The following is a 25,360-nucleotide window of genomic DNA, read 5'->3' on the forward strand; positions in this document are numbered from 1 at the left end:
AACAGTGGAATTGCTTCGCGGGGCGTTGCGGACGTACGCCTGGGGATCGCGCACCGCCATCGCCGAATTCACCGGGCGTCCGGTTCCGGCGGCTCACCCGGAGGCCGAGCTTTGGTTCGGCGCACACCCCGCCGACCCGGCGTGGCTGGAGACGGACCACGGTGAAGTCTCGTTGCTGGACGCGCTGGTCGCCGATCCGGAGGGGCAGCTCGGCCCGGCGTCGCGCGCCCGGTTCGGGGACGTGCTGCCATTCCTGGTCAAGGTGCTGGCGGCCGACGAACCGCTGTCGCTGCAAGCCCACCCCAGCGCCGAGCAGGCCGTCGAGGGCTACCTGCGTGAGGAGCGGCTGGGCATCCCGGTGAACTCGCCAGTCCGCAATTACCGCGACACCTCGCACAAGCCCGAGTTGTTGGTGGCGCTGCAGCCGTTCGAGGCGCTGGCCGGATTCCGCCAGGCGTCCCGGACCATCGAGCTGCTGCGGGCGCTGGCCGTCTCCGACCTCGACCCCTACATCGATTTGCTGAACGACCAGTCCGACGCCGACGGCCTGCGCGCGCTGTTCACCACCTGGATCACCGCGCCCCAGCCCGACATCGACGTGCTGGTGCCCGCCGTGCTGGACGGTGCCATCCAGTACGTCAGCTCCGGGGCGAAGGAATTCGCGGCCGAAGCCAAGACGGTGCTGGAACTTGGGGAACGCTATCCCGGGGACGCCGGGGTGCTGGCGGCGTTGCTGCTCAACCGCATCAGCCTGGCCCAGGGCGAGGCGATCTTCCTGTCGGCCGGCAACTTGCACACCTATCTGCACGGTTTCGCGGTCGAGGTAATGGCCAACTCCGACAACGTGTTACGCGGCGGCCTCACGCCCAAGCACGTCGACGTGCCCGAGCTGCTGCGGGTGCTGGACTTCACCCCCACCGCCGAGGCGCGGCTGCGGCCCCCCATCCGCCGCGAGGGGTTCGGGCAGGTTTACCAGACCCCGACCGACGAGTTCGCCGTCGCGCTGCTGGAGCTTGAGGGCGACTACCTGGGCCACGAGGTCGACGCGTCGTGCGGCCACGAGGGCCCGCAGATCCTGTTGTGCACCGAGGGCTCCACGGCGGTGCACGGCAAATCCGGGTCGCTCACGCTGGAACGCGGGATGGCCGCGTGGGTGGCGGCCGACGACGGCCCGATCCGGCTGCTCGCGCGGGAGCCCGCCAAGCTGTTCAGGGCGACCGTGGGGCTGTGACGGCCCGCCGCCGCTCGCGCAGCCACAGCCGCATGTTGTGCGCCACGGCCCGGCCGATGATCCGCGGCGGCGGGATCATGTACAGGGTGTCCAGCAGCGAGAACCGGCGCAAAAACCATTCCGCCAGAACGGGTTCGGTTTCCGCGGCGCCGAGGAATTGGTCGAACAGCGCACCGGACGGTCGCCACCACCAGGGGATGCGTCCCTTGGTGCTGGCGTGGTGGAAGGTGATGTCGCCGATCGCGTTCATCATCCACACCGGGTAGGTGGTCTTGGCGGTGGCCCGGTTCTGTTCCGCGGCCAGTCGCTCGTCCGGGAACCGCAGCGCGCGCCGCAGATGACCGGCCTGCAGCGACGTCATCGTCATGCCCTGCCCGAAGGTCGGATTGAAGCTCGCGACGGCGTCGCCGAACGGGACGATCCCGACGGGGAAACGGTCCAGCTTGTCGTACCGGTGCCACCTGCTGGCCGGAAACGCGTGAAATGCCGGCTCGCCAAGGGGTTCGGCCCGCGCCAGCGCGTCGGTGAAATGGGCGGGCAGCAGCTCGTCGGCCAGCGCGAGCATCGCGGGAAAGGTCGCCGGCGGTTGGGCGCCGGCCACCCCGAAGGTGGTCAGCACCCAGGTGCCGTCCTCGTAGCACAGCATGCCCAGCCCGACCGACCGGTCGTGGGCGGCGCCGGCGACCACCACCTTCTCCGCGATCAGGCCGCCGGGGATGCGGAAGCGGTGGGTGGCGTAGTGGATGCCGATGTCCATGGTTTGTTCGGCGGGACGCCGGAATCCCCACTGCGTCAACCACACCGGGAGCCGGGTGCCCCGGCCCGCCGCGTCGACGACGAGGTCGGCCGCCACGAACTCGGGGCGCCCGTCGGGGTCGGCGGGATCCAGCAGCACACCGGTCACCCGCCGCGGCGCGGAGTCGAACCGCGGCTGCCCGACGGAGCGCCGCACGATCTCGACGTTGTCGATGCCTTGGGCCCGTCGGCGCAGCTGCCACTCCAGATGCGGCCGGCTGGGCACGTAAGCCGTGAACTCGTCGCGCAACGTCTGCCCCACACCCAGGACGTGACCGGCGGCGCCGAAGTGGATGCAGTCGGGCCGGTTCTCCAGCATCGGTACGCCCGCGGCCACCATGTCCTTGAGCACGCCGGGGAACAGGCTCTCGAACTCCATCGCTCCCCGGGCCATCAGCATGTGGAGGTGGCGGTCCTGCGGGACCGCCGCGCGGTTCGCCGGCGCGCTCGGCAACTCGTCGCGCTCGTAGACGGTCACCCGTGAATAGGCATCCGACAGCACCCGCGCGGCGCACAGGCCGGCGATGCTTCCCCCGATGACCACCGCGTGGTCCCTGGCGTTTTTTCCGCCGCGCGGCATGTCCGCAGACTACCCAGTACTGTGACGGTCCAATGGGTCCCAGCGGATCGGGAAAGGGCGACTGGATGGCCAATCGATGGCGCACGAAGTCGGTCGAACAGTCGATCGCCGACACCGACGAGCCGGACACGCGGCTACGCAAGGACCTGACCTGGTGGGACCTCGTGGTGTTCGGCGTCGCGGTGGTGATCGGTGCCGGCATCTTCACCGTGACCGCGTCGACCACCGGCGACATCACCGGGCCGGCCATCTGGATTTCGTTTGTGATCGCGGCGGTCACCTGCGCGCTGGCGGCGTTGTGCTACGCCGAATTCGCCTCGACGCTGCCGGTCGCGGGCAGCGCCTACACCTTCTCCTATGCCACCTTCGGGGAGTTCCTAGCCTGGATCATCGGGTGGAACCTGCTGCTGGAATTGGCGATCGGCGCCGCCGTCGTCTCCAAGGGCTGGTCGAGCTACCTGGGCACGGTGTTCGGATTCGCCGGCGGCACAGTTGAATTCGGATCGACTCAGCTCGACTGGGGCGCGCTGCTGATTGTCGCGGCGGTGGCGACCCTGATCGCGTTGGGAACCAAACTGTCGTCGAGGTTTTCCGCGGTGATCACCGGCATCAAGGTGGCGGTGGTGGTGTTGGTCGTGGTCGTCGGCGCCTTCTACATCAAGGGCTCCAACTACTCGCCGTTCGTTCCGAAGCCGGAAGCCGGGCATGAGGCCTCGGGCATCAACCAGTCGGTGCTGTCGCTGCTGACGGGGGCGCACGGCAGCCATTACGGTTGGTACGGCGTGCTGGCGGGGGCGTCGATCGTGTTCTTCGCGTTCATCGGGTTCGACATCGTTGCCACCATGGCCGAGGAAACCAAAAAGCCCCAGCGCGACGTCCCGAGGGGAATCCTGGTGTCGCTGGCGATCGTCACCCTGCTCTACGTCGCCGTCGCCATCGTGCTGTCCGGCATGGTTTCCTACACCCAGCTCAAGACCATTCCCGGCGGCAAACCGGCGAACCTGTCCACGGCGTTCACGGCCAACGGAATCCACTGGGCTAGCAAAATCATCGCCATCGGTGCGCTGGCGGGGTTGACCACCGTGGTGATGGTGTTGATGCTCGGGCAGTGCCGGGTGCTGTTCGCGATGGCGCGCGACGGGCTGTTGCCGCGGCCGTTGGCCAGGACCGGCCCGCGCGGCACCCCCGTCCGGATCACCGCGCTGGTTGCGGCCGTGGTGGCCGTGACGGCGTCGGTGTTTCCGATCGCCAAGCTCGAGGAGATGGTCAACGTCGGAACGCTGTTTGCGTTCGTGTTGGTGTCGGCCGGCGTCATGGTCCTGCGCCGGACCCGGCCCGACCTGCCGCGGGGATTCCGGGCCCCGTGGGTGCCGCTGCTTCCCATCGCCTCGATATGCGCGTGCGCGTGGCTAATGGTGAACCTCACCGCGCTGACCTGGGTCCGGTTCGGCGTGTGGCTGGTGGTGGGGACCGCGATCTATCTCGGCTACGGGCACCGGCATTCGGTGCAGGGCCGCCGGGAGGCAGAGTCTCGCAAAGAACCCGACCCCGACGCGACCACCGCGGCGGCATAGAGCGTCCAGCTTGCGGCTTTCCCGGTGCGCTTGCGGCTTTTGCAGTGCGCTTGCGGCGCTCGCAGTGAGCTTGCGGCTTTTGCAGTGAACTTGCGGCGTTCGCAGTGAATCCTGGGCGGGAAAACGGCCGGATCGACGCCCTGGCCGCACATTCAATGCCGTCAGCTCACACTCAACACCGCCCAACGCCGCAGGTGCACGCTCGAAGCCCGCTGGTCCAGCCGAGTCTGCGCTGGTGGCATCGAGCCTGCGTCCACGGCTGGCTTTTCGCCTTGGGTGCCGCTACCACCGCAGTCTCGACGCCCCAGCGAACAGCGCCCCGACGAACTTCCGGGCGAGACCACTAGGCTCCGCATGCGCGACATCGTGACTACGCGAGAAATGAAGAGGAGCGGGCGGTGGCGGCACGATCACTGGCGAATCATTTCGGCAGGGCCTCGGACTCGTGCTTTACAAAATAGCATTATATGTCTAGACACAAGACATAGAATCAAGTATTGTCCAATCTCAACGTGGTGTGACTCACAAGGAGGTTTGGCATATGACCACACTCGGACAGGAGCTAGAGGTCTGGCGGGACAAGAAGCGCCGCATGTGGCTCATGGGACTGATCGCGCCGACGGCGCTGTTCGTGATGCTGCCGATCATCTGGGGGCTCAACCGGCTCGGCTGGCACGCCGCCGCGCAGGCGCCGCTGTGGATCGGGCCGATCCTGCTCTACGTCCTGCTGCCGATCCTCGACCTGCGCTTCGGGCCCGACGGACAAAACCCGCCCGACGAGGTCATGGAGCGGCTGGAAAACGACAAGTACTACCGCTACTGCACCTACGCCTTCATCCCCTTCCAGTACCTCAGCGTGGTTTTGGGCGCCTACCTGTTCACCGCCGCGAACCTGAGCTGGCTCGGCTTCGACGGCCTGTTGGGCTGGGCGGGCAAGCTCGGCGTGGCGCTGTCGGTCGGCGTGCTGGGCGGCGTCGGCATCAACACCGCCCACGAGATGGGGCATAAGAAGGACGCGCTGGAGCGGTGGCTGTCCAAGATCACCCTGGCGCAGACCTGCTACGGCCACTTCTACATCGAGCACAACCGCGGCCACCACGTCCGCGTCGCCACCCCGGAGGACCCGGCGTCGTCGCGCTTCGGCGAGACGTTCTGGGAGTTCTTGCCGCGCAGCGTCTTTGGCGGCCTCCGCTCGTCGTTGCGGCTGGAGGCGCAGCGGCTGCGCCGGTTGGGTAAGAGCCCGTGGAACCCCAGGACCTACCTGTCCAACGACGTGCTCAACGCCTGGGCGATGTCGATAATCCTGTGGGGCGTGCTGATCGCGGTGTTCGGCCCGGCGCTGATTCCGTTCGTGATCATCCAGGCCGTCTTCGGTTTCGGCCTGCTCGAAGCGGTCAACTACCTCGAGCACTACGGGCTGCTGCGGCAGCAGAACGCCAACGGCCGCTACGAGCGGTGCGCGCCGGTGCACAGCTGGAATTCCGACCATGTCGTCACCAACCTGTTCCTGTACCACCTGCAGCGGCACAGCGACCACCACGCCAACCCGACCCGCCGGTACCAGACGCTGCGCAGCATGGAAGGCGCACCCAACCTGCCCAGCGGGTACGCGTCGATGATCGCGCTCACCTACTTCCCGCCGCTGTGGCGCAAGGTGATGGACCACCGGGTGCTGGCGCACTACGACGGCGACATCACCCGGGTCAACGTGCAGCCGCGCCTGCGTCAGAAGCTGCTCGCCCAATCCGGGGTGACCAAATGATGGCCGCCTACCGGTGCCCGGTCTGCGACTATGTCTACGACGAGGCCAAAGGCGATGTGCGGGAAGGCTTTCCGGCGGGCACGCGGTGGGAGCAGATTCCCGACGAGTGGTGCTGCCCGGATTGCGCGGTGCGCGAGAAACCAGATTTCGAGAAGGTGGGAGTGAACGCATGAGTGACTACAAACTGTTCCGCTGCATCCAGTGCGGCTTCGAGTACGACGAGGCGCTGGGCTGGCCGGAAGACGGCATCGCCCCCGGCACCCGCTGGGACGACATCCCCGAGGACTGGAGCTGCCCGGACTGCGGGGCGGCCAAATCCGACTTCGAGATGGTCGAGGTCGCTAGGTCCTGAGCGCCCTAAACGATAGTGTCGCGCCTGTGAAGCGGATGCCGTACGCCGAGGCGTCGCGGGTCCTGCTGCGTGACTCCGTCCTCGATGCGATGCGGGACCTGCTGCTGACCCGGGACTGGTCGGCCATCACGCTGTCGGACGTGGCCCGCGCCGCGGGCATCAGCCGGCAGACCATTTACAACGAGTTCGGCTCGCGGCAAGGCCTGGCGCAGGGTTATGCCCTGCGCCTGGCCGATCGCCTGGTCGACGCCGTCCATGCCGCCCTGGACGTCAACGTCGGTGACATCCACGAAGCGTTTCTGCAGGGTTTTCGTGCCTTTTTCTCAGAGTCGGCGGCCGACCCGTTGGTGATCTCGTTGCTGACCGGCGTCGCCAAGCCCGATCTGCTGCAGATCATCACCGTCGACAGCGCGCCCATCATCACCCGGGCGTCGGCACGCCTGACCTCGGCATTGACCCAAAGCTGGATCGCCACCAGCGACGAGGACGCCGGTGTGTTGGCGCGCGCCATTGTCAGGCTGTGCTTGAGCTACGTGTCCATGCCGCCCGAAGCCGATCACGACGTCGCGGCGGACCTGGCCCGGTTGATGACGCCGTTCGCGGAGCGTCACGGCGTCGTCAACGTGCCCTGATGCCCGCCGGGCCCAGGGCCGCCGACTACAGTGGCGGAAGAACATACCTAAGCTAACTACCGCTTGATTCCGACGAGCCCTGAGAAGCCTGAGAAGGATGAACACGCCATGACGACGACCGAAAAGTCGCTGACCCCCGAAGTTCGTAACGGCATCGAGTTCAAGATCGCCGATCTCTCGCTCGCGGACTTCGGCCGCAAGGAGATTCGGCTGGCCGAGCACGAGATGCCCGGCCTGATGTCGCTGCGTCGCGAGTACGCGGAGGTCGCGCCGCTGAAGGGCGCGCGCATTTCGGGCTCGCTGCACATGACGGTGCAGACCGCGGTGCTGATCGAAACCCTGACCGCGCTGGGAGCCGAGGTCCGGTGGGCGTCGTGCAACATCTTCTCGACCCAGGACCACGCGGCCGCGGCCGTCGTCATCGGCCCGCACGGCACTGCCGAGGAGCCCCAGGGCGTGCCGGTCTTCGCGTGGAAGGGCGAGACCCTCGAGGAGTATTGGTGGGCCGCCGAGCAGGCGCTGACCTGGCCCGGCGAGCCGGCGAACATGATCCTCGACGACGGCGGTGACGCCACCATGCTGGTGCTGCGCGGTGCGCAATTCGAGAAGGCCGGCGTGGTGCCGCCCGCCGAAGAGGACGACCCCGCGGAGTGGAAGGTCTTCCTGGACCTGCTGCGCCGTCGCTTCGAGACCGACAAGGGCAAGTGGACGAAGATCTCCGAGTCGGTCAAGGGCGTCACCGAGGAGACCACCACCGGCGTGCTGCGGCTCTACCAGTTCGCGGCGGCCGGGGATCTGGCGTTCCCGGCGATCAACGTCAACGACTCGGTGACCAAGTCCAAGTTCGACAACAAGTACGGCTGCCGGCACTCCCTGATCGACGGCATCAACCGCGGCACCGACGCGCTGATCGGCGGCAAGAAGGTGCTGATCTGCGGTTACGGGGACGTCGGCAAGGGCTGCGCGGAGTCGGTCAAGGGCCAGGGGGCGCGGGTCGTCGTCACCGAGATCGACCCGATCAACGCGCTGCAGGCCCTGATGGAGGGCTACGACGTCAAGCAGGTCGAAGACATCATCGGCGACGCCGACATCGTCGTCACCGCGACCGGCAACAAGGACATCATCACGCTCGAGCACATGCGGGCGATGAAGGACCAGGCGATCCTGGGCAACATCGGCCACTTCGACAACGAGATCCAGATGGCCAGGCTGGAGAAGTCGGGGGCGACGAAGCTCAACATCAAGCCGCAGGTCGACCAGTGGACCTTCCCCGACACCGGTAAGTCGATCATCGTGCTCTCCGAGGGCCGGCTGCTCAACCTCGGTAACGCCACCGGTCACCCGTCGTTCGTGATGAGCAACAGCTTCTCCAACCAGGTGATCGCCCAGATCGAGCTGTGGACCAAGAACGACGAGTACGACAACGAGGTGTACCGGCTGCCCAAGCACCTTGACGAGAAGGTGGCCCGCATTCACGTGGAAGCGCTCGGTGGCAAGCTGACCAAGCTGACCAAGGAGCAGGCCGAGTACATCGGCGTCGACGTCGAGGGCCCGTACAAGGCGGACCACTACCGCTACTGAGCGGCGTTCGGCTTCGATTACCAAGCGTCGCCTGCGGCGTCGAGCACGCGGTGCCCGACTGCCAGCGCGTCCGCGCTCGTATCAGCCGGCTGCCGAGATGCTCGAGCGCGCTGTCGATTTGCCGGCTCAGTGACCGCGCGTCCAGTTCGTCGAGGTAGTGCTCGGCGGCACGAGCGAAGAACTCCGACCGGCTCATGCCGAGGTCGGCGGCGCGGCGCGAGACCCGGTCGAACGTCTCATCTGGTAATGAGATGGCTGTCTTCATGGCCGAAGTATGACCCGGGATGACTCCCTGGCCGGGCGCGGCTATCTCAGTGGATAAGTACGCCCGGTTTTGGGGTCTTGCAGGGCCGGTGCGGGGAGTTTGCTCGTCGTCCTGTGTGAATGTGGCAAACGTATGCCAATGATCGCCCCCGGGTAGTTTCGCTCTGAACTAAAATTCGGGGGGGGGGTTAACTCTAGGCTTTCTAGAATATCTACGAGCATTAGTTACATTATTTTGCATTGTTTGCGGTGCTCGATGTTTGCGGGACTAACTTGACCAAGCTCACCCTGACTCGCCCGAAACTCAGGTTGTTCTCAGCTACCTTCTGATCATCCGAATCGCCGATCGAAGGAGATGGTCGTGGACCTTACAGCCCGCCCCCGCATCACCGCTGGCGTCGCACTGGCCAGCGCCGCTGTCCTCGCCGCAGGCCCGATGGCCCAGCGCCTACCCAACTTTCACGTGGCCTGGCAGCTTACCCAGGTGAACGTGTCCGAAATTAACCTCACCGACGCCAGCAGCGCGCTGGACCTGTTCTCCGGTGTGGAGAACGAACTCGTCTCCCTCGCAAGTGGGGCAAGCGCGGCCGCCGTCCCCGCGAGCGTCGTCAACCCGCTCCAGACGTGGATCAGCACATTCCAAACGGCGGGTGCCAACCTGCAGACTTTGTTCAACGACTGGAGCAAGATGCCTTTCCCGGTGTTGCAGCAGGTCGCCGCGAACGGCCTTCAGTACGGCATCGACTACGTTGCGCCGTTTCACACCGCCGCGAATGCGGCTGTTAAATACTTGACCCCCATGAAGGGCACCCAGTTTTTCCCGGCAATGCAGAAAGCGGGGAGCGAGTTGCTCGCAGGTCAGGTATCAACAGCAATAACCGGTTTTTACCAAGCCCTATGGCAGAATCCCCTGATCGAAATAGGGATGCCGCTGGAAAATATCACCGAAATTCCCGGCTACATCGCTACCAATTTCGCAAATACCGTCAACTATTTCCCCACCGTCGTCACGTACGTTGGCCTTTTCCAGCTCCTGAGTCTGCCCCAGAATTTAGCGACGACGCTCGGTACCAGCCTTCAATCCGTTTACGATGCATTCGTCGGTGGCGATGGGCCGGGGGTATTGACCAACCTGCTCAATACTCCTGCTGCGCTGACTAATACCCTCCTCAATGGCGCCGGCGGGGTCCTCTACCCCGGGGGCGGAGGCCTCTCCTATGGGTTTTCGATACAATACGCCCAGCAACTCGCGAGTAAAATTGTTGCCCCCAAGGCCCAAAACATCGCGACCGGCGGTAGTCTCGCGACTGCGCTCCAGAACTTTGGGAGCACGCTGACTCAGGGCTGGCCATCCCTTAGCAGTCTGGCCACGATTGGCAGCAACTTCGGTTATGAATTGACGTTGATGCTGCAAAGCCTCCCGTCGACCCTGTCGAATCTCCCGTCGACGTTGGGCAGCCTGGCAGGGCAGGTGGGGACGTTGCTCCTGAGCTTCCTCAGGTTGCTCTGAGTCCGGTGGAGGTCGCCGATGCGAGCCGGCGACCGCCAACGGCGATGGCCCCCTTCCCAAGAAGGGGGCCATCGTTCATCGGTGTGCTTCTTGGCTGGGTTTGCGGTGTTTCGGGACCACGCGAAAAGTACGTAAGTTCAGATGGTGCCGGTGACGGGGCGCTATGGACCTGTAGGCACACCGGCCACACGAGCACCGGCGACCTCCTCACGACTTGATCGCCAAACGTGATAGCGCATACGACATCAAATTTTCAGGCAGCATCATTGCCCCCGCGGAGCGACCACCGATACGCCCGGGTCAGCCGTGACCATTGATGCTGGCCGCCCCGGTGGTATCGGCTACCACCGCGCGGCGATCGGGTCGTCGAACAGGTCGTAATTGCCGGTGGCCTTCCACTGCTCGGCTGCCCGGTGCGGGGCGCCGAACCAGCGGACGTGCGGGGCCACCTCGGCGGGGGAACGAGCGCCGTCGCTGAGGTGACCGGTGGGGATCTCTTCAGACATCACCGGTGTGCTCAGGAAGGGGTTGAGGAGCCGCACGCCAAACAGGATCAGGTTGTGGGTCCCCGGCAGCGCGGCCGAGGGCACGATCATCGCGGTGGCTCCGCTGCCCCGAACGGCATCGGCCAAGGCTTGCGTAACGGCGTAGTCGTCGCCCACGAGGTCGTCGGGCGTCAGCCCGTACCGCGCGCAGTCGTCGAAATCGACCCGGGTCGGGTCATCCACATCGACGAGCGCCGTCCACAGATTCAGGACGACGTCGTCCGGATTGCCGTTCGGGCCGACGTGGTGGCGAAGCATCTCGGCGGCGGGGCCAAGCGGGTGAAGACCCAGGTACTGGACCGTGTCGCTGTTGGCGCGGTGGAACCGGCCGGCGCGCGAGCTGGGGAACACCCACCACGGCGAGTCGTACGCTGCGTGCCGAAAGACCGTGAGCCTCATGCCGTCATGGCACGAGCGGCGGTCGCAGCATTGAGGAGCCGCGGGTAGCACAGCGGGTCGTCGAGCAGATCGATCGGCCGCCGGCCCAGCACCGGATGGTCACGATAAAACCAGGCGACCACACCCGGGCCGGTGAACGAGTGGCGCAGCTGGTTTACCAGTTGCCCCACCGCGCGGATGCGGGCCGCGTCGTCCGCCGCGGGCTCGGCCCCATCCTGCGCCAGCCAGCGCTGAAGCTGGCGAACGGATACCCCGAGCAGGTCCGCAAGGGTCTTCTGCGGGGCCGCGAGGACCTCGGCCGTCCTGGTCAGGACGTCCCGGATGGGAACATCGTCGGCGTAGGGCCGATTCTCAACGATGTCGCGCAGAGCATGGCGGAACTGCTCGAGCGCGATGCGCACATCCCGGCGCTGCCGCTCCTTGTTGTCATGGCGGAGCGCCTTTTCGGCGCTATAGGCGGCCGCCCACAGCGTCGTCGTCAGATAGGGGTCGGCCTCAAGCCGCAACGGTGTCGCGGCGCCGAGCGTCCGCTCAAAGCTGTCGACGAGCTGGCCAACCTCACCGGGAACCGTCTTGGACCGCTGCAACAGCTTGGTCGCTTGGTCCACCCGGCCGAGCAGGGCGCCGAGGTCGGGTTCCGTCGTAGACATGTCGTCATCGTACGACACAACTGCGCCATGCCGGATCCTTGAGTAGGCTCGCGCCGTGCTGATCGCGATCGAAGGGGTCGACGGCGCCGGCAAGCGGACGCTGACCGAAGGCCTGCGCAACGCCTTCGAGGCGAACGGGAAGTCGGTGGCCACGCTCACGTTCCCGCGGTACGGACAGTCGGTGGTCGCCGACATCGCGGCCGAGGCGCTGCACGGCGAGCACGGCGACCTCGCGTCGTCGGCGTACGCGATGGCCACGCTCTTCGCGCTCGACCGCGCCGGCGCGGTCGACGAGATCGAGCGGCTACAGCGCGACCACGACGTAGTGATCCTGGACCGCTACGTCGCCTCCAACGCGGCCTACACCGCCGCCCGCCTGCACCAGGACGCGGCAGGGGACGCAACGACCTGGGTACATCAGCTCGAATACCGGCGGCTACGGCTGCCGGCGCCGGACTGGCAGATACTGCTGAACGTGCCCGCCGAGCTCGCCGGACAGCGGGCGCGAAGTCGGGCGCAGAGCGATCCGGGCCGGGCGCGCGACAGCTACGAACGCGACGACGGGCTGCAGCGGCGCACCGGCGCGGTGTACGCCGGGCTGGCCGCCGCGGGCTGGGGCGGACGCTGGCTGGTGGTCGACGCGAACGTCGATCCGGGCCGGCTGGCCGCCACTTTGACGGCCAAATAGCACAGATTTGTCACGATTTGCCCTTATCGGGCACGAAACGCCCGTGTGGTGCCCCAGTTTTGTCCCGATCTGGTGACACCATGGACTCCATGAGGCAAAGGATTTTGGTCGTCGATGACGACGCTTCGCTGGCAGAGATGCTGACCATCGTGCTGCGTGGGGAGGGCTTCGACACCGCGGTCATCGGCGACGGGACCCAGGCCCTGACCGCCGTGCGTGAGCTGCGGCCCGACCTGGTGCTGCTGGACCTGATGCTCCCGGGCATGAACGGCATCGACGTGTGCCGGGTGTTGCGCGCCGATTCCGGCGTTCCGATCGTGATGCTGACGGCCAAGACCGACACCGTGGACGTGGTGCTGGGCCTGGAGTCCGGCGCCGACGACTACATCATGAAGCCGTTCAAGCCCAAGGAGCTGGTCGCCCGGGTGCGGGCCCGGCTGCGGCGCAACGACGACGAGCCCGCCGAGATGCTGTCCATCGCCGACGTCGACATCGACGTGCCGGCACACAAGGTGACCCGCAACGGCGAGCAGATCTCCCTAACACCCCTCGAGTTCGACCTGCTGGTCGCGCTGGCACGCAAACCGCGGCAGGTGTTTACTCGTGATGTGCTGCTCGAACAGGTGTGGGGATATCGTCACCCGGCGGACACCCGCCTGGTGAACGTGCACGTCCAGCGTCTGCGGGCCAAGGTTGAGAAAGACCCTGAGAACCCGACTGTGGTGTTGACCGTTCGAGGAGTGGGATACAAGGCCGGACCCCCGTGATCGCCGGATGACCTGGGGCTCCCGGCGACGCACTCGGAGCCGTTGGGGGCGCTCCGGCCCCATGACCCGAGGCATGGGCGCGCTGAGTCGAACCGTAGCTGTTGCCTGGCGCCGATCGCTACAGCTGCGAGTCGTGGCGCTGACCCTTGGGCTGTCGTTAGCGGTGATCCTCGCGCTCGGCTTCGTGCTGACCAGCCAGGTCACCAACCGGGTGCTGGACGTCAAGGTCAAGGCCGCCATCGAGCAGATCGAGCGGGCGCGCACCACAGTCGGCGGGATCGTCAACGGCGAGGAGACGCGTTCGCTGGACAGCAGCCTGCAGCTGGCCCGCAACACGCTGACGTCCAAGACCGACCCCGCCTCCGGTGCCGGGCTGGCCGGTGCGTTCGACGCGGCGCTGATGGTGCCGGGCGACGGCCCGCGCGCCGCGACCACGGCCGGGCCCGTCGACCAGATACCCAGTTCGTTGCGCGGCTTCGTCAAGGCCGGCCAGGCGGCCTACCAGTACGCCACGGTGCACACCGACGGCTTCTCGGGGCCGGCGCTGATCGTCGGCACCCCGACGTCGTCGCAGGTGGCCAACCTTGAGCTGTACCTGATCTTCCCGCTGAAGAGCGAGCAGGCCACGATCCAGCTGGTGCGCGGCACGATGATCACCGGCGGCGCGGTGCTGCTGGTGCTGCTCGCCGGGATCGCGCTGTTGGTCTCCCGCCAGGTGGTGGTGCCGGTCCGGTCGGCGTCGCGGATCGCCGAGCGGTTCGCCGAGGGGCATCTGTCCGAACGGATGCCGGTGCGCGGCGAGGACGACATGGCCCGGCTGGCGGTGTCGTTCAACGACATGGCCGAGAGCCTGTCCCGGCAGATCACCCAGCTGGAGGAGTTCGGCAACCTGCAGCGCCGCTTTACCTCCGACGTCAGCCACGAACTGCGCACCCCGCTGACCACCGTGCGGATGGCCGCCGACCTGATCTACGACCACAGCGCCGACCTCGACCCCACGCTGGCGCGGTCCACCGAGCTGATGGTCAACGAGCTGGACCGGTTCGAGACGCTGCTCAACGACCTGCTGGAGATCTCCCGGCACGACGCCGGCGTGGCCGAGTTGTCCGTCGAGGCGGTGGACCTGCGCACCACCGTGCAGAGCGCGCTGGGCAACGTGGGCCACCTGGCCGAGGAGGCCGGCATCGAGCTGCTCGTGGACATGCCCGAACACGAGGTGATCGCCGAGGTCGACGCGCGCCGGGTGGAGCGGATACTGCGCAACCTGATCGCCAACGCCATCGACCACGCCGAGCACAAACCGGTGCGGATCCGGATGGGCGTCGATGAGGACACCGTCGCGGTCACCGTCCGCGACTACGGCGTGGGGCTGCGGCCCGGCGAGGAGAAGCTGGTGTTCAGCCGGTTCTGGCGCTCGGACCCCTCGCGGGTGCGGCGCTCCGGCGGCACCGGGCTGGGCCTGGCGATCAGCATCGAGGACGCCCGGCTGCACCAGGGCCGGCTCGAGGCGTGGGGCGAGCCCGGCCAGGGAGCCTGCTTCAGGCTGACGCTTCCCCTGGTCCGCGGCCACAAGGTCACCACCAGTCCGCTACCCCTCAAGCCCATCCCGCAGCCGCCCACCCCCGAACGCAAAGACCGTCAGCGCCAACGCGAGCACGCCGAGAGGAGCGGCTAATGCGGCAGGTCTGGCCGCTGTTGTTCCTAACGGTGTTGCTCGCCGGCTGCGCGGGGGTGCCCAGCTCGTCGGCCCCGCAAGCCATCGGCACCGTCGAGCGGCCGGCGCCGTCGAACCTGCCCAAGCCGACCCCGGGCATGGACCCCGACGTGCTGCTGCGCGAATTCCTCAAGGCCACAGCCGATCCGGCGAACCGGCACCTGGCCGCGCGGCAGTTCCTCACCCAGTCGGCATCCAACGCCTGGGACGACGCCGGCAGCGCGCTGCTGATCGACCACGTGGTATTCGTGGAAACCCGTGCCGCCGAACGGGTTTCGGCGACCATGCGGGCAGACATCCTGGGCTCGCTGTCCGACGTGGGCGTGTTCGAAACCGCCGAGGGCGTGCTGCCGGACCCGGGCCCGATCGAGTTGGTCAAGACGTCCGGCGGCTGGCGAATCGACCGCCTGCCCAACGGCGTCTTCCTGGACTGGCAGCAGTTCCAGGCGACCTACAAACGCAACACGCTGTACTTCGCCGACCCGACCGGCAAGACCGTGGTTCCCGATCCGCGCTACGTCGCGGTGTCCGACCACGACCAGCTGGCCACCGAACTCGTCTCCAAGCTGCTGGCCGGGCCGCGGCCCGAGCTGGCGCACGCGGTCCGCAATCTGCTGGCCCCGCCGCTGCGGCTGCGCGGGCCGGTGACCCGGGCCGACGGTGGTAAGAACGGGATCGGGCGCGGGTACGGCGGCGCCCGCGTCGATCTGGAGAAACTTTCCACCACCGATCCGCACAGCAGGCAATTGCTTGCCGCACAGATCATTTGGACGCTGGCCCGGGCGGACATCAGGGGCCCGTACGTGATCAACGCCGACGGCGCACCGCTGGACGACAGGTTCGCCGAAGGGTGGACCACCTCCGATGTCGCCGCCACCGACCCCGGCGTGGCCGACGGCGCGGGCGCGGGGTTGCACGCCCTGGTCAACGGGTCACTGGTCGGGCTGGACGGGCAGCACACCAGCACCGTGCCGGGGGCCTTCGGGCGGATGGGGGATCAGACCGGCGCCGCGCTGTCCCGCAGCGGGCGGCAGGTGGCGTCGGTGGTGACGCTGCGCCGCGGCGCCCCGGATATGGCGGCGTCGTTGTGGATCGGCGACCTCGGCGGCGAGGCGGTCCAGTCCGCCGACGGGCGCACCCTGACGCGGCCGAGCTGGTCGCTGGACGACGCGGTCTGGGTGGTGGTCGACAACAACAACGTGCTGCGCGCGATCCAGGAACCGGCGTCCGGGCAACCCGCACGGATCCCGGTGGATTCCGCCGCGGTGGCCGGCACCTTCCCCGGGCCGATCACCGACCTGCAGCTGTCCCGGGACGGGACGCGCGCCGCGATGGTGATCAATGGGCAGGTGATCCTCGCCAGCGTCGAGCAGACCCAGGCCGGCCAGTACGCGCTGACCTACCCGCGGCGGCTGGGTTTCGGCCTGGGCAACTCGGTGGTCTCGTTGTCCTGGCGAACCGGCGACGACATCGTGGTGACCCGCATCGACGCCGGCCATCCCGTGTCCTACGTCAACCTCGACGGGGTGAACTCCGACGCGCCGGCCCGCGGCCTGCAGACCCCGGTGTCGACGGTCGCGGCCAACCCGTCCACGGTGTACGTCGCCGCCCCGGACGGCGTGCTGCAGTATTCGGCGTCGGCTCCCGAAAGCCAACAGAACTGGTCGGAGGTGTCCGGGCTGACGGTGTCCGGCGCGGCGCCGGTGTTGCCGGGCTGAGTCGTCGTTGGCCCCGCCCGGCTGGGACCGACTGTCCGTGTAGCGGGCCAACGCATGAAAAAACCCGCCCCCTTCCGGGGAGCGGGTGGTATGCGCCAACTGTGCAACGGATATTGCATGGGTGCAATTCGCCGCGAGTACTAGCCGCGTCCGGCCATGTCACCCGGGAACGCCACACTGCAGGCGTGCTCGACCTGATCCTGCCGCTGGAATGCGGTGGCTGCGGGGCGCCGTCGACCCGCTGGTGTGACGCCTGCGCGGCGGAGCTGTCGGTGGCCGCCGGGCAGCCGCACGTGATCACGCCCCGCATCGACCCGCAGGCGCCGGTGTTCGCGCTGGGTCGCTACGCCGGCGCCCGCCGCCACGCGATTCTCGCGATGAAGGAACGCGGCCGCGGCGACCTCGTCGCACCGCTGGCCCACGCGCTGGCCGTCGGGATCCACCGGCTGCTGACCTGGGGGATGGTCGAGACCCCGCTGACGATCGTGCCCGCGCCGACGCGGCGTTGGGCGGCGCGCCGGCGCGGCGGTGACCCCGTCACCCGGCTGGCCCGGGCCGCGGTCGCCGAACACCCCGACGTCACCGTCGTGCAGGCGTTGCGAATGAAGGCACTGGCCCGCGACTCCGCGGGCCTGGGCACGGCCGCGCGCGAACGCAACATCGCGGGCCGGGTGCTGCTGCGCGGTCCGCGGGTGCGCACCGAAGTCTTGGTCGTCGACGACATCGTCACCACCGGTGCGACGGCATGCGAGTCGGTGCGGACCCTGCGCGCCGCCGGGATCCGCGTGGCCGCGGTGTTGGCGATCGCGGCGGCATGAACCTATGCGGCAGGCAAGAGGTTGTGAAGAACTCGCAACACCTCGGCGAAATTGGTGGCATCCCAAGGCGAACACGAGCTAACGTCGAGGACAACCTTCAGGAACTTCCTGGTCTGACTCACTGTCGCGATTCTCAGGTTGAGACGCCACTTGCGGAGGGGGTGAGTGTTCCACACCTTGCGCCGGCGGGCCGCCTGCGGCGGTGACCACTCTGGAAACCGTTCCAACCCCGTCGGCGCGTCTATATAAGAAAGCCGGCACGCAGCGCGTGCGACGTGGAAAGAGAAACGAGTTGTCACGTATGTCAAGGCTTACCGTGGATTCCGGTCAGATTCTGGACCAACCGCCGGCGGAAACCGGCGGGCCGGCCGAACCGACAGCCAACGCCGAGGTCGTGTTCAAGGGCCGCAACGTCGAAATCCCCGATCACTACCGCGTCTACGTCTCGCAAAAACTCGCCCGCCTCGAACGCTTCGATCGCTCCATCTATCTCTTCGACGTGGAGCTCAAGCACGCACCCAACCGGCGTCAGCGCAAGTCGTGTCAACGCGTCGAAATCACCGCCCGGGGCCGCGGGCCGGTGAGCCGGGCGGAGGCCTGCGCCGACAGCTTCTATGCCGCCTTCGAGTCCGCGGTCGACAAACTGGAGAGCCGGCTGCGCCGCGTCAAGGACCGCCGCAAGGTCCACTACGGCGACAAGACCCCGGTTTCGCTGGCCGCCGCCACCGCGGTGACCCCGCTCCCCGGGAAAGCCTTCACCACCGAACCGGTGGAGCCGCACCAACATGACGGCTCCGGCCCCGACGAGCACGGGCCGGGGCGGGTGGTGCGCACCAAGGAGCACCAGGCCAGGCCGATGACGGTCGACGACGCGCTCTACGAGATGGAGCGCGTCGGGCACGACTTTTTCTTGTTCTACGACAAGCAGACCGAACGGCCGTCGGTCGTCTACCGCCGCCACGCCTACGATTACGGCCTGATCCGCTTGGCGTGACGTTCGGGCGGTCATCGCGGCCGGTCACCTAGGATGGACGGCGCCGAAGAATCCAACCCACAGGGGACATAGCTGTGCTGTCGAAGTTGCTGCGCCTTGGTGAAGGTCGCATGGTCAAGCGCCTCAAAAAGGTGGCCGACTATGTCAACACGTTGTCCGACGACGTCGAGAAGCTGACCGATGCGGAGCTGCGGGCCAAGACCGACGAGTTCAAGAAGCGTCTCGAAGAGGGCGAAACCCTCGACGACCTGCTGCCCGAGGCGTTCGCCGTGGCCCGGGAGGCCGCCTGGCGGGTGCTCGACCAGCGCCCGTTCGACGTGCAGGTGATGGGCGCCGCCGCGCTGCACCTGGGCAACGTCGCCGAGATGAAGACCGGTGAGGGCAAGACCCTGACCTGTGTGCTGCCCGCCTACCTCAACGCGCTGGCCGGCGAGGGCGTGCACATCGTCACCGTCAACGACTACCTGGCCAAACGCGACAGCGAATGGATGGGTCGCGTACACCGCTTCCTCGGGCTGCAGGTCGGGGTGATCCTGGCGCCCATGACGCCCGACGAACGCCGGGTGGCCTACAACGCCGACATCACCTACGGCACCAACAACGAGTTCGGCTTCGACTACCTGCGTGACAACATGGCGCACTCGCTCGACGACCTGGTGCAGCGCGGGCACAACTTCGCCATCGTCGACGAGGTCGACTCCATCCTGATCGACGAGGCCCGCACCCCGCTGATCATCTCCGGGCCCGCCGACGGGGCCTCCAATTGGTACACGGAGTTCGCCCGGTTGGCGCCGCTGATGGAAAAGGACACCCACTACGAGGTCGACCTGCGCAAGCGGACCGTCGGCGTGCACGAAAAGGGCGTGGAATTCGTCGAGGACCAGCTCGGCATCGACAACCTCTACGAGGCCGCCAACTCGCCGCTGGTCAGCTACCTGAACAACGCGCTGAAGGCCAAGGAGCTGTTCAACCGCGACAAGGACTACATCGTCCGCGACGGCGAGGTGCTCATCGTCGACGAGTTCACCGGCCGCGTGCTGATCGGGCGCCGCTACAACGAGGGCATGCACCAGGCCATCGAGGCCAAGGAGCACGTCGAGATCAAGGCCGAGAACCAGACGCTGGCCACCATCACGCTGCAGAACTACTTCCGGCTCTACGACAAGCTCGCCGGCATGACCGGCACCGCCCAGACCGAGGCGGCCGAGCTGCACGAGATCTACAAGCTCGGCGTGGTCAGCATCCCGACCAACAAGCCGATGATCCGCACCGACCAGTCCGACCTCATCTACAAGACCGAGGAAGCCAAATACATCGCGGTGGTCGACGACGTCGCCGAGCGCTACGAGAAGGGCCAGCCGGTGCTGATCGGCACCACCAGCGTGGAGCGCTCGGAGTACCTGTCGCGGCAGTTCACCAAGCGGCGCCTCCCGCACAACGTGCTCAACGCCAAGTACCACGAGCAGGAGGCCACCATCGTCGCGGTGGCGGGCCGCCGCGGCGGCATCACCGTCGCCACCAACATGGCCGGCCGCGGCACCGACATCGTGCTGGGCGGCAACGTCGACTTCCTCACCGACCAGCGGCTGCGCGCCCGCGGCCTGGATCCGGTGGAAACCCCCGACGAGTACGAGGCCGCGTGGCACCAGGAGCTGCCGCTCGTCAAGGAGGAGGCCGGCAAGGAGGCCGCCGACGTGGTCGAGGCCGGCGGCCTGTACGTGCTGGGCACCGAACGGCACGAGTCGCGGCGCATCGACAACCAGCTGCGCGGCCGTTCGGGCCGCCAGGGCGACCCGGGCGAGTCCCGCTTTTACCTGTCGCTGAGCGACGAGCTGATGCGCCGCTTCAACGGCGCCGCGCTGGAGGCGATGCTCAACCGGCTGAACCTGCCCGACGACGTGCCGATCGAGAACAAGATGGTGACCCGCGCGATCAAGAGCGCGCAGACCCAGGTCGAGCAGCAGAACTTCGAGGTCAGAAAGAACGTCCTCAAATACGACGAGGTGATGAACCAGCAGCGCAAGGTGATCTACGCCGAGCGCCGTCGCATCCTGGAGGGCGAGAACCTCAAGGAGCAGGCGCTGGACATGGTGCGCGACGTCGTCACCGCCTACGTCGACGGCGCGACCGCCGACGGTTACGCCGAGGATTGGGACCTGGACGCGTTGTGGTCGGCGCTCAAGACGCTCTACCCGGTGGGGATCACGCACGAGAGCCTGACCCGTCAGGACGAGGAATCCGACCGCGACGACCTCACCCGCGACGAGCTGCTCGACGCGCTGCGCGAAGATGCCGAACGCGCTTATGCCGCAAGGGAAGCCGAACTCGAGGAACTGGCCGGTGAGGGTGCGATGCGCCAGCTGGAACGCAACGTGTTGCTCAATGTGATCGACCGCAAGTGGCGCGAGCACCTCTACGAGATGGACTACCTCAAGGAGGGCATCGGGCTGCGGGCGATGGCGCAGCGCGACCCGCTGGTGGAGTACCAGCGCGAGGGCTACGACATGTTCATGGCCATGCTCGACGGCCTGAAAGAGGAGTCGGTCGGCTTCTTGTTCAACGTCAGCGTGGAGGCGGTGCCCGCCCCGCGGGTCGCTCCGGTGCAAACACCCGAGGGGCTGGCGGAATTGGCGACGGCCGCCGGCCAGCAGGACGGGGAGGGTGGTGCGCCCGCGGTGCGCGAGGAGGCGCTAAGCACGTTGCGCGCCAAGGGAATTGAGGATGAGGCGCCCGCCCTGACCTATTCCGGCCCGTCCGAGGACGGTTCGGCGCAGGTGCAACGCAACGGCGGTGGCGCGGCCACGACCTCGGCCGGCACCAGCCGACGCGAGCGGCGGGAGGCCAAGCGGCGGCAGGGACGCGGTGCCAAGCCGCCGAAATCGGTGAAGGGGCGCTGACCGCGACACGATTCCGGACGTTTCCGTACACCCGCTGACGCCGATGCCGCGCAACTGCAAGGATTGAGGGCATGGATGTCAAGGAGGTGTTGCTGCCGGGCGTCGGCCTCCGATACGAATTCACCAGCCACAAGGGTGACCGGATCGGCATCGTCGCGCGCCGCGCCGGCGATTTCGACGTCGTCCTGTACGGCCCCGACGATCCCGATCAGGCCCGGCCGGTCCTGCACCTGACCGACGACGAGGCCGAGGCCGTGGCCCAGATCCTGGGCGCGCCGCGCATCGCCGAGCGGTTCACCGAACTTTCCCGGCAAGTGCCCGGGCTCGAGACCGGACAGGTCCACATCGTGGCCGGCAGCCCATTCGTGGGCCACCCATTGGGAGACACCCACGCCCGCACCCGCACCGGGGCGTCGATCGTCGCCATCGTGCGCAACGAGGAAGTGTTGGCCTCGCCCGGTCCGAGCGAAATGCTGCGCGCGCAAGACGTTCTGATCGTGATCGGCACCGAAGACGGCATCGCCGCGGTCGAGCAGATCATCGATAAGGGCTGAGCCGATGCAAATTTCGGGGGCGCTGCTATTCCAGCTCGGCGCCCTCCTGGCCATTCTCGCCATATTGGGCGCCGCCGCGCGCCGGTTCGCGTTGTCCCCGATCCCGGTGTATCTGCTGGCGGGCCTCTCCCTGGGCAAGGGCGGCCTGCTGCCGGTGGCCGCGGCCGGTGAATTCGTCACGACCGGCGCGCCCATCGGCATCGTGTTGCTGCTGCTGACCCTGGGGCTGGAATTCTCGGCGAACGAATTCGCCAGCAGCCTGCGGCACCACCTGCCGTCCGCCGGTGTCGACATCGTCCTCAACGCCACACCCGGCGCGGTGGCCGGCTGGCTGCTGGGATTGGACGGAGTCGCCATCCTGGCCCTGGCCGGGGTCACCTACATCTCCTCGTCGGGTGTCATCGCGCGCCTGCTGGAGGACCTGGGCCGGCTCGGTAACCGGGAGACGCCGGCCGTGCTGTCGGTGCTGGTTCTCGAGGACTTCGCGATGGCGGCCTATCTGCCGCTGTTCGCGGTCCTCGCCTCGGGGGGCAGCGTGCCGGTGGCCGTCGCCGGCATGGTGGTCGCGGTCGGCGCGCTGGTGGCGGCATTTGCCGCGTCCTACCGCTGGGGCCATCACGTCGGCCGGCTGGTCGAACACCCCGATTCCGAGCAACTGTTGCTCAGGGTCCTGGGCATCACGCTGATGGTGGCGGCGGTGGCCGAATCCCTGCATGCGTCGGCCGCCGTCGGCGCGTTCCTGGTGGGCCTCACCTTGACTGGCGAAACGGCGGACCGGGCGCGCAGGGTGTTGGGCCCACTGCGCGATTTGTTCGCCGCCATCTTTTTCCTGGCGATCGGGCTTTCGGTGGACCCGCACGAGCTCGTTCCGATGCTTCCGGTGGCGCTGGTGCTGGCCGCCGCCACCGCGGCGACGAAGGTGGCCACCGGGATCGTCGCGGCCCGGCGCGACGGCGTGGCACGGCGCGGGCAGTTGCGCGCGGGCACCGCGCTCATTGCCAGGGGCGAATTCTCGTTGATCATCATCGGATTGGTCGGCACGTCCATCCCCGTGGTGGCGGCGCTGGCGACGTCGTACGTCTTCGTCATGGCGATCGTCGGTCCGGTGCTGGCCCGTTTTACGGGCGGTCCACTGCCGGCCGCCGGACCCGCGAACTAATCCAGTCGGCGGTCAGCCGATGTGCAGGGCGACCACCAGCCACCGGGTACCGGCGCCGGCCCGCACCTGTTCCACGCGGCAGGCGATGGCGTGGATCCGCTCGCCGCGGCTGTAGCAGCCGAAAACCTCGGCCGCGGTGTCGGGATCGCGGTGCCCGGCCGGTTGCAGCCGCGTCCGGCGCAGCACCGCGGCGCCCTCGTGCCCGGCCGCCGCGCGGCCGATCGAGAGCACGGAATCCACCAGGCCCGGCGCCAGCATGGGCCGCAGCTGGGCAACGGGACGGCGGCGGTCGATGACTTCCAGCACCCGGCGCAGCGCGGCGTCGGCGAAGGCCGCGGCCCGTCGCATCGGCGCGGACGTGACCGGCGTCGGCGGTTTCGGTTCCCTGCTGGGTTGCCCGGTGTAAGGCCGGCGCGGCGTCCGCGCGGCGCGGCGCAGCGTCGCGCGGGACGACTGCCGGCACCGGGGCACGTCGCGCGTTGCCGGCTCGTAGTCGACGACGGGCATGACGGCGAAGGCGCCGCGGCCGTGCGGGCTCACGACGGGACTCATGGTCAACGCGCACTCTCCAATTCATCGGTGGAATGTGAGCCCGCTGGAGAGTGGCAGACGGTGGTTGGTCAGTGGTCATCATGGCACAACTCGAGCCCGCGCGTACCCGCGCTGAGCTGTGCCTCGCCCGGACGATTACCGTGGGCGGGTACATCGGTCCGGCCCACGAATCGAGGACGAATTGACAAGGAGGACAGCGCCGCAATGGTGACCCGGCTGTCTCCGGCGGACGCGTCCTTCTATCGACTGGAGAACACCGCCACCCCGATGTACGTCGGATCCCTGGCGATCCTGCGCCGTCCGCGCGCCGGATTGAGCTACGAGACGCTTTTGGCCACCGTCGAACAGCGGTTGCCTCAGATACCGCGCTACCGGCAGAAGGTCCGGGAAGTGCGAATCGGCATGGCCAGGCCCGTGTGGATCGACGACAGCGACTTCGACATCACCTATCACGTGAGGCGCTCGGCGCTGCCCTCGCCGGGCAGCGACGAGCAGCTGCACGAGCTGGTCGCGCGGCTGGCCGCGCGGCCGCTGGACAAGTCGCGGCCCTTGTGGGAGATGTACCTGGTGGAGGGCCTGGCCAAAAACCGGGTGGCCCTCTACACCAAGTCGCACCAGGCGCTGATCAACGGGATGAGGGCGCTGGAGATCAACCACGTCATCGCCGACCGGACCAGGCATCCACCGCCCTTCCCCGAAGACATCTGGATACCGGAACGCGACCCCGGCCACACTCGGCTGGTGTTGGGCGCGATCGGCGACTGGCTGGTGGGGCCGGGTACACAGCTCCAAGCCGTGGTGGGGCGGCTGACGAACTATGGCGAACTGCTGGACGCGGGCCGCCGCGTCCTCGACATCGCCCGCGCGGTGGCGCGCGGCACGGCGCCCAGCAGCCCGCTCAACGCGACCGTTTCGCGTCATCGGCGGTTCACGGTCGCTCGCGGCAGCCTCGAGGACTACCGCACCGTGCGCGCGCGCTATGACTGTGACGTCAACGATGTGGTGCTCGCCGTGGTGGCCGGCGCGCTGGGCAACTGGCTGCTGTCGCGTGGGGTGGCGGTGTCGCCGACCGCGACGGTCCGGGCGATGGCGCCGCTGTCGGTCTATGCCGATGGCCAACTCGACTCGGCCGGCCCGGGCCAGGCGATCAGTCAGGTCACGCCGTTTCTGGTCGATCTGCCGGTGGGGGAGCCGAATCCGGTGGTACGGCTGTCGCAGATCGCCCACGCCACCGAATCGAACCCGACCGCCGCCAGCCTGGTCGACGCCAGGACGATCGTCACCCTGTCGGGTTTTGCGCCGCCCACCCTGCACGCCATGGGTATCCGGGTCGCCACCAGCTTCCCGAGCTTCTCCAAGCGGACGTTCAACCTGTTGATCACCAACGCCCCGGGGGCCCAGTCGCAGATGTACATCGCCGGCACCAAGTTGTTGGAGACCTACGCGGTGCCGCCGCTGCTGCACAACCAGGCATTGGCGATCAGTGTGACGTCGTATAACGGCATGCTGTATTTCGGAATCAACGCCGATCGCGAGGCGATGAGCGACGTCGACCTGCTGCCGGGCCTGTTGGGCCAATCGCTGGAGGAACTGCTGGAAGCTTCCCGGTAGTAGTCGGGGTGAA

Annotated in this window: 22 protein-coding genes and 1 pseudogene; 18 read left to right on the forward strand and 5 right to left on the reverse strand. The window is 67.6% G+C overall.

The window, feature by feature from the left end:
- Positions 1–4: 4 nt before the first annotated feature.
- A complete protein-coding gene (gene manA, locus K3U93_RS05805; protein ID WP_083012278.1) occupies positions 5–1,231 on the forward strand; it encodes a mannose-6-phosphate isomerase, class I in 1,227 nt (408 codons plus the stop codon).
- On the opposite strand, the gene K3U93_RS05810 is transcribed toward manA, so the two are convergent.
- Positions 1,209–2,570: an FAD-dependent oxidoreductase gene (locus tag K3U93_RS05810; RefSeq protein WP_139797190.1), complete on the reverse strand. Its 1,362-nt coding sequence runs from the start codon at positions 2,568–2,570 to the stop codon at positions 1,209–1,211. The genes manA and K3U93_RS05810 overlap by 23 nt on opposite strands.
- Positions 2,571–2,671: 101 nt before the next feature.
- On the opposite strand from K3U93_RS05810, the gene K3U93_RS05815 reads away from it, so the two are divergent.
- The 6 genes from K3U93_RS05815 (at position 2,672) to ahcY (ending at position 8,507) form a co-directional block, all read left to right on the forward strand.
- Positions 2,672–4,180 (forward strand): amino acid permease, encoded by a 1,509-nt coding sequence (locus K3U93_RS05815; protein ID WP_083012341.1) that lies wholly within the window; start codon positions 2,672–2,674, stop codon positions 4,178–4,180.
- A 541-nt stretch (positions 4,181–4,721) separates the two neighbouring features.
- Positions 4,722–5,942, forward strand: a complete 1,221-nt coding sequence (locus K3U93_RS05820) for an alkane 1-monooxygenase (protein ID WP_083012283.1) — start codon at positions 4,722–4,724, stop codon at positions 5,940–5,942.
- Complete coding sequence (locus tag K3U93_RS05825; protein WP_071510980.1) at positions 5,942–6,115, forward strand: rubredoxin; 174 nt, start codon at positions 5,942–5,944, stop codon at positions 6,113–6,115. The genes K3U93_RS05820 and K3U93_RS05825 overlap by 1 nt, the downstream gene beginning before the upstream one ends.
- A complete protein-coding gene (rubB, locus tag K3U93_RS05830; protein WP_071510979.1) occupies positions 6,112–6,294 on the forward strand; it encodes a rubredoxin RubB in 183 nt (60 codons plus the stop codon). The genes K3U93_RS05825 and rubB overlap by 4 nt, the downstream gene beginning before the upstream one ends.
- Before the next feature lie 35 nt (positions 6,295–6,329).
- Positions 6,330–6,926 carry a TetR family transcriptional regulator AlkX gene (gene alkX, locus K3U93_RS05835; protein ID WP_420915404.1) on the forward strand — a complete coding sequence of 199 codons (597 nt, stop codon included), beginning with the start codon at positions 6,330–6,332 and terminating at the stop codon, positions 6,924–6,926.
- Positions 6,927–7,034: 108 nt separating this feature from the next.
- Entirely contained in the window at positions 7,035–8,507 is a 1,473-nt protein-coding gene (gene ahcY, locus K3U93_RS05840) for an adenosylhomocysteinase (protein WP_071510977.1), read from the forward strand.
- 199 nt (positions 8,508–8,706) lie between these two features.
- On the opposite strand, the pseudogene K3U93_RS24750 reads toward ahcY, so the two are convergent.
- Positions 8,707–8,772 (reverse strand): annotated as a pseudogene (locus K3U93_RS24750) (ribbon-helix-helix protein, CopG family); the annotation flags it as partial.
- 354 nt (positions 8,773–9,126) lie between these two features.
- On the opposite strand from K3U93_RS24750, the gene K3U93_RS05850 reads away from it, so the two are divergent.
- Complete coding sequence (locus K3U93_RS05850; RefSeq protein WP_083012287.1) at positions 9,127–10,281, forward strand: hypothetical protein; 1,155 nt, start codon at positions 9,127–9,129, stop codon at positions 10,279–10,281.
- A 341-nt stretch (positions 10,282–10,622) separates the two neighbouring features.
- On the opposite strand, the gene K3U93_RS05855 is transcribed toward K3U93_RS05850, so the two are convergent.
- Positions 10,623–11,225 carry an RES family NAD+ phosphorylase gene (locus K3U93_RS05855; RefSeq protein WP_083012290.1) on the reverse strand — a complete coding sequence of 201 codons (603 nt, stop codon included), beginning with the start codon at positions 11,223–11,225 and terminating at the stop codon, positions 10,623–10,625.
- Entirely contained in the window at positions 11,222–11,875 is a 654-nt protein-coding gene (locus K3U93_RS05860; protein WP_139797188.1) for a hypothetical protein, read from the reverse strand. The genes K3U93_RS05855 and K3U93_RS05860 overlap by 4 nt, the downstream gene beginning before the upstream one ends.
- Positions 11,876–11,930: 55 nt before the next feature.
- Between K3U93_RS05860 and K3U93_RS05865 the strand changes: the two genes are divergently transcribed.
- The 9 genes from K3U93_RS05865 (at position 11,931) to K3U93_RS05905 (ending at position 23,184) form a co-directional block, all read left to right on the forward strand.
- Complete coding sequence (locus tag K3U93_RS05865; RefSeq protein ID WP_083012295.1) at positions 11,931–12,563, forward strand: dTMP kinase; 633 nt, start codon at positions 11,931–11,933, stop codon at positions 12,561–12,563.
- Between the two features lie 80 nt (positions 12,564–12,643).
- A complete protein-coding gene (mtrA, locus tag K3U93_RS05870) occupies positions 12,644–13,330 on the forward strand; it encodes a two-component system response regulator MtrA (RefSeq protein WP_055576516.1) in 687 nt (228 codons plus the stop codon).
- Positions 13,331–13,337: 7 nt separating this feature from the next.
- Positions 13,338–15,005 (forward strand): MtrAB system histidine kinase MtrB, encoded by a 1,668-nt coding sequence (gene mtrB / locus K3U93_RS05875; protein ID WP_083012297.1) that lies wholly within the window; start codon positions 13,338–13,340, stop codon positions 15,003–15,005.
- Positions 15,005–16,762 (forward strand): MtrAB system accessory lipoprotein LpqB, encoded by a 1,758-nt coding sequence (gene lpqB / locus K3U93_RS05880; RefSeq protein ID WP_083012300.1) that lies wholly within the window; start codon positions 15,005–15,007, stop codon positions 16,760–16,762. The genes mtrB and lpqB overlap by 1 nt, the downstream gene beginning before the upstream one ends.
- Positions 16,763–16,947: 185 nt before the next feature.
- Positions 16,948–17,580, forward strand: a complete 633-nt coding sequence (locus K3U93_RS05885) for a ComF family protein (protein WP_083012302.1) — start codon at positions 16,948–16,950, stop codon at positions 17,578–17,580.
- Between the two features lie 316 nt (positions 17,581–17,896).
- Positions 17,897–18,574 carry a ribosome hibernation-promoting factor, HPF/YfiA family gene (hpf, locus tag K3U93_RS05890; RefSeq protein WP_071510968.1) on the forward strand — a complete coding sequence of 226 codons (678 nt, stop codon included), beginning with the start codon at positions 17,897–17,899 and terminating at the stop codon, positions 18,572–18,574.
- 74 nt (positions 18,575–18,648) lie between these two features.
- Complete coding sequence (gene secA / locus K3U93_RS05895; RefSeq protein ID WP_083012305.1) at positions 18,649–21,471, forward strand: preprotein translocase subunit SecA; 2,823 nt, start codon at positions 18,649–18,651, stop codon at positions 21,469–21,471.
- A gap of 71 nt (positions 21,472–21,542) precedes the next feature.
- Positions 21,543–22,025, forward strand: coding sequence for a cation:proton antiporter regulatory subunit (locus tag K3U93_RS05900; RefSeq protein WP_083012307.1), 483 nt, complete (start codon positions 21,543–21,545; stop codon positions 22,023–22,025).
- Between the two features lie 4 nt (positions 22,026–22,029).
- Positions 22,030–23,184 (forward strand): cation:proton antiporter, encoded by a 1,155-nt coding sequence (locus K3U93_RS05905; RefSeq protein ID WP_071510965.1) that lies wholly within the window; start codon positions 22,030–22,032, stop codon positions 23,182–23,184.
- 12 nt (positions 23,185–23,196) lie between these two features.
- Here K3U93_RS05905 and K3U93_RS05910 read toward each other — a convergent pair whose 3' ends face one another.
- Positions 23,197–23,691 (reverse strand): Rv3235 family protein, encoded by a 495-nt coding sequence (locus tag K3U93_RS05910; protein ID WP_083012344.1) that lies wholly within the window; start codon positions 23,689–23,691, stop codon positions 23,197–23,199.
- A 249-nt stretch (positions 23,692–23,940) separates the two neighbouring features.
- On the opposite strand from K3U93_RS05910, the gene K3U93_RS05915 reads away from it, so the two are divergent.
- On the forward strand, positions 23,941–25,347 hold the full coding sequence (locus K3U93_RS05915; protein ID WP_083012310.1) for a WS/DGAT/MGAT family O-acyltransferase: 1,407 nt from the start codon (positions 23,941–23,943) through the stop codon (positions 25,345–25,347).
- Positions 25,348–25,360 lie beyond the last annotated feature (13 nt).

It is taken from the genome of Mycobacterium malmoense, from assembly GCF_019645855.1.
Lineage (GTDB): Bacteria > Actinomycetota > Actinomycetes > Mycobacteriales > Mycobacteriaceae > Mycobacterium > Mycobacterium malmoense.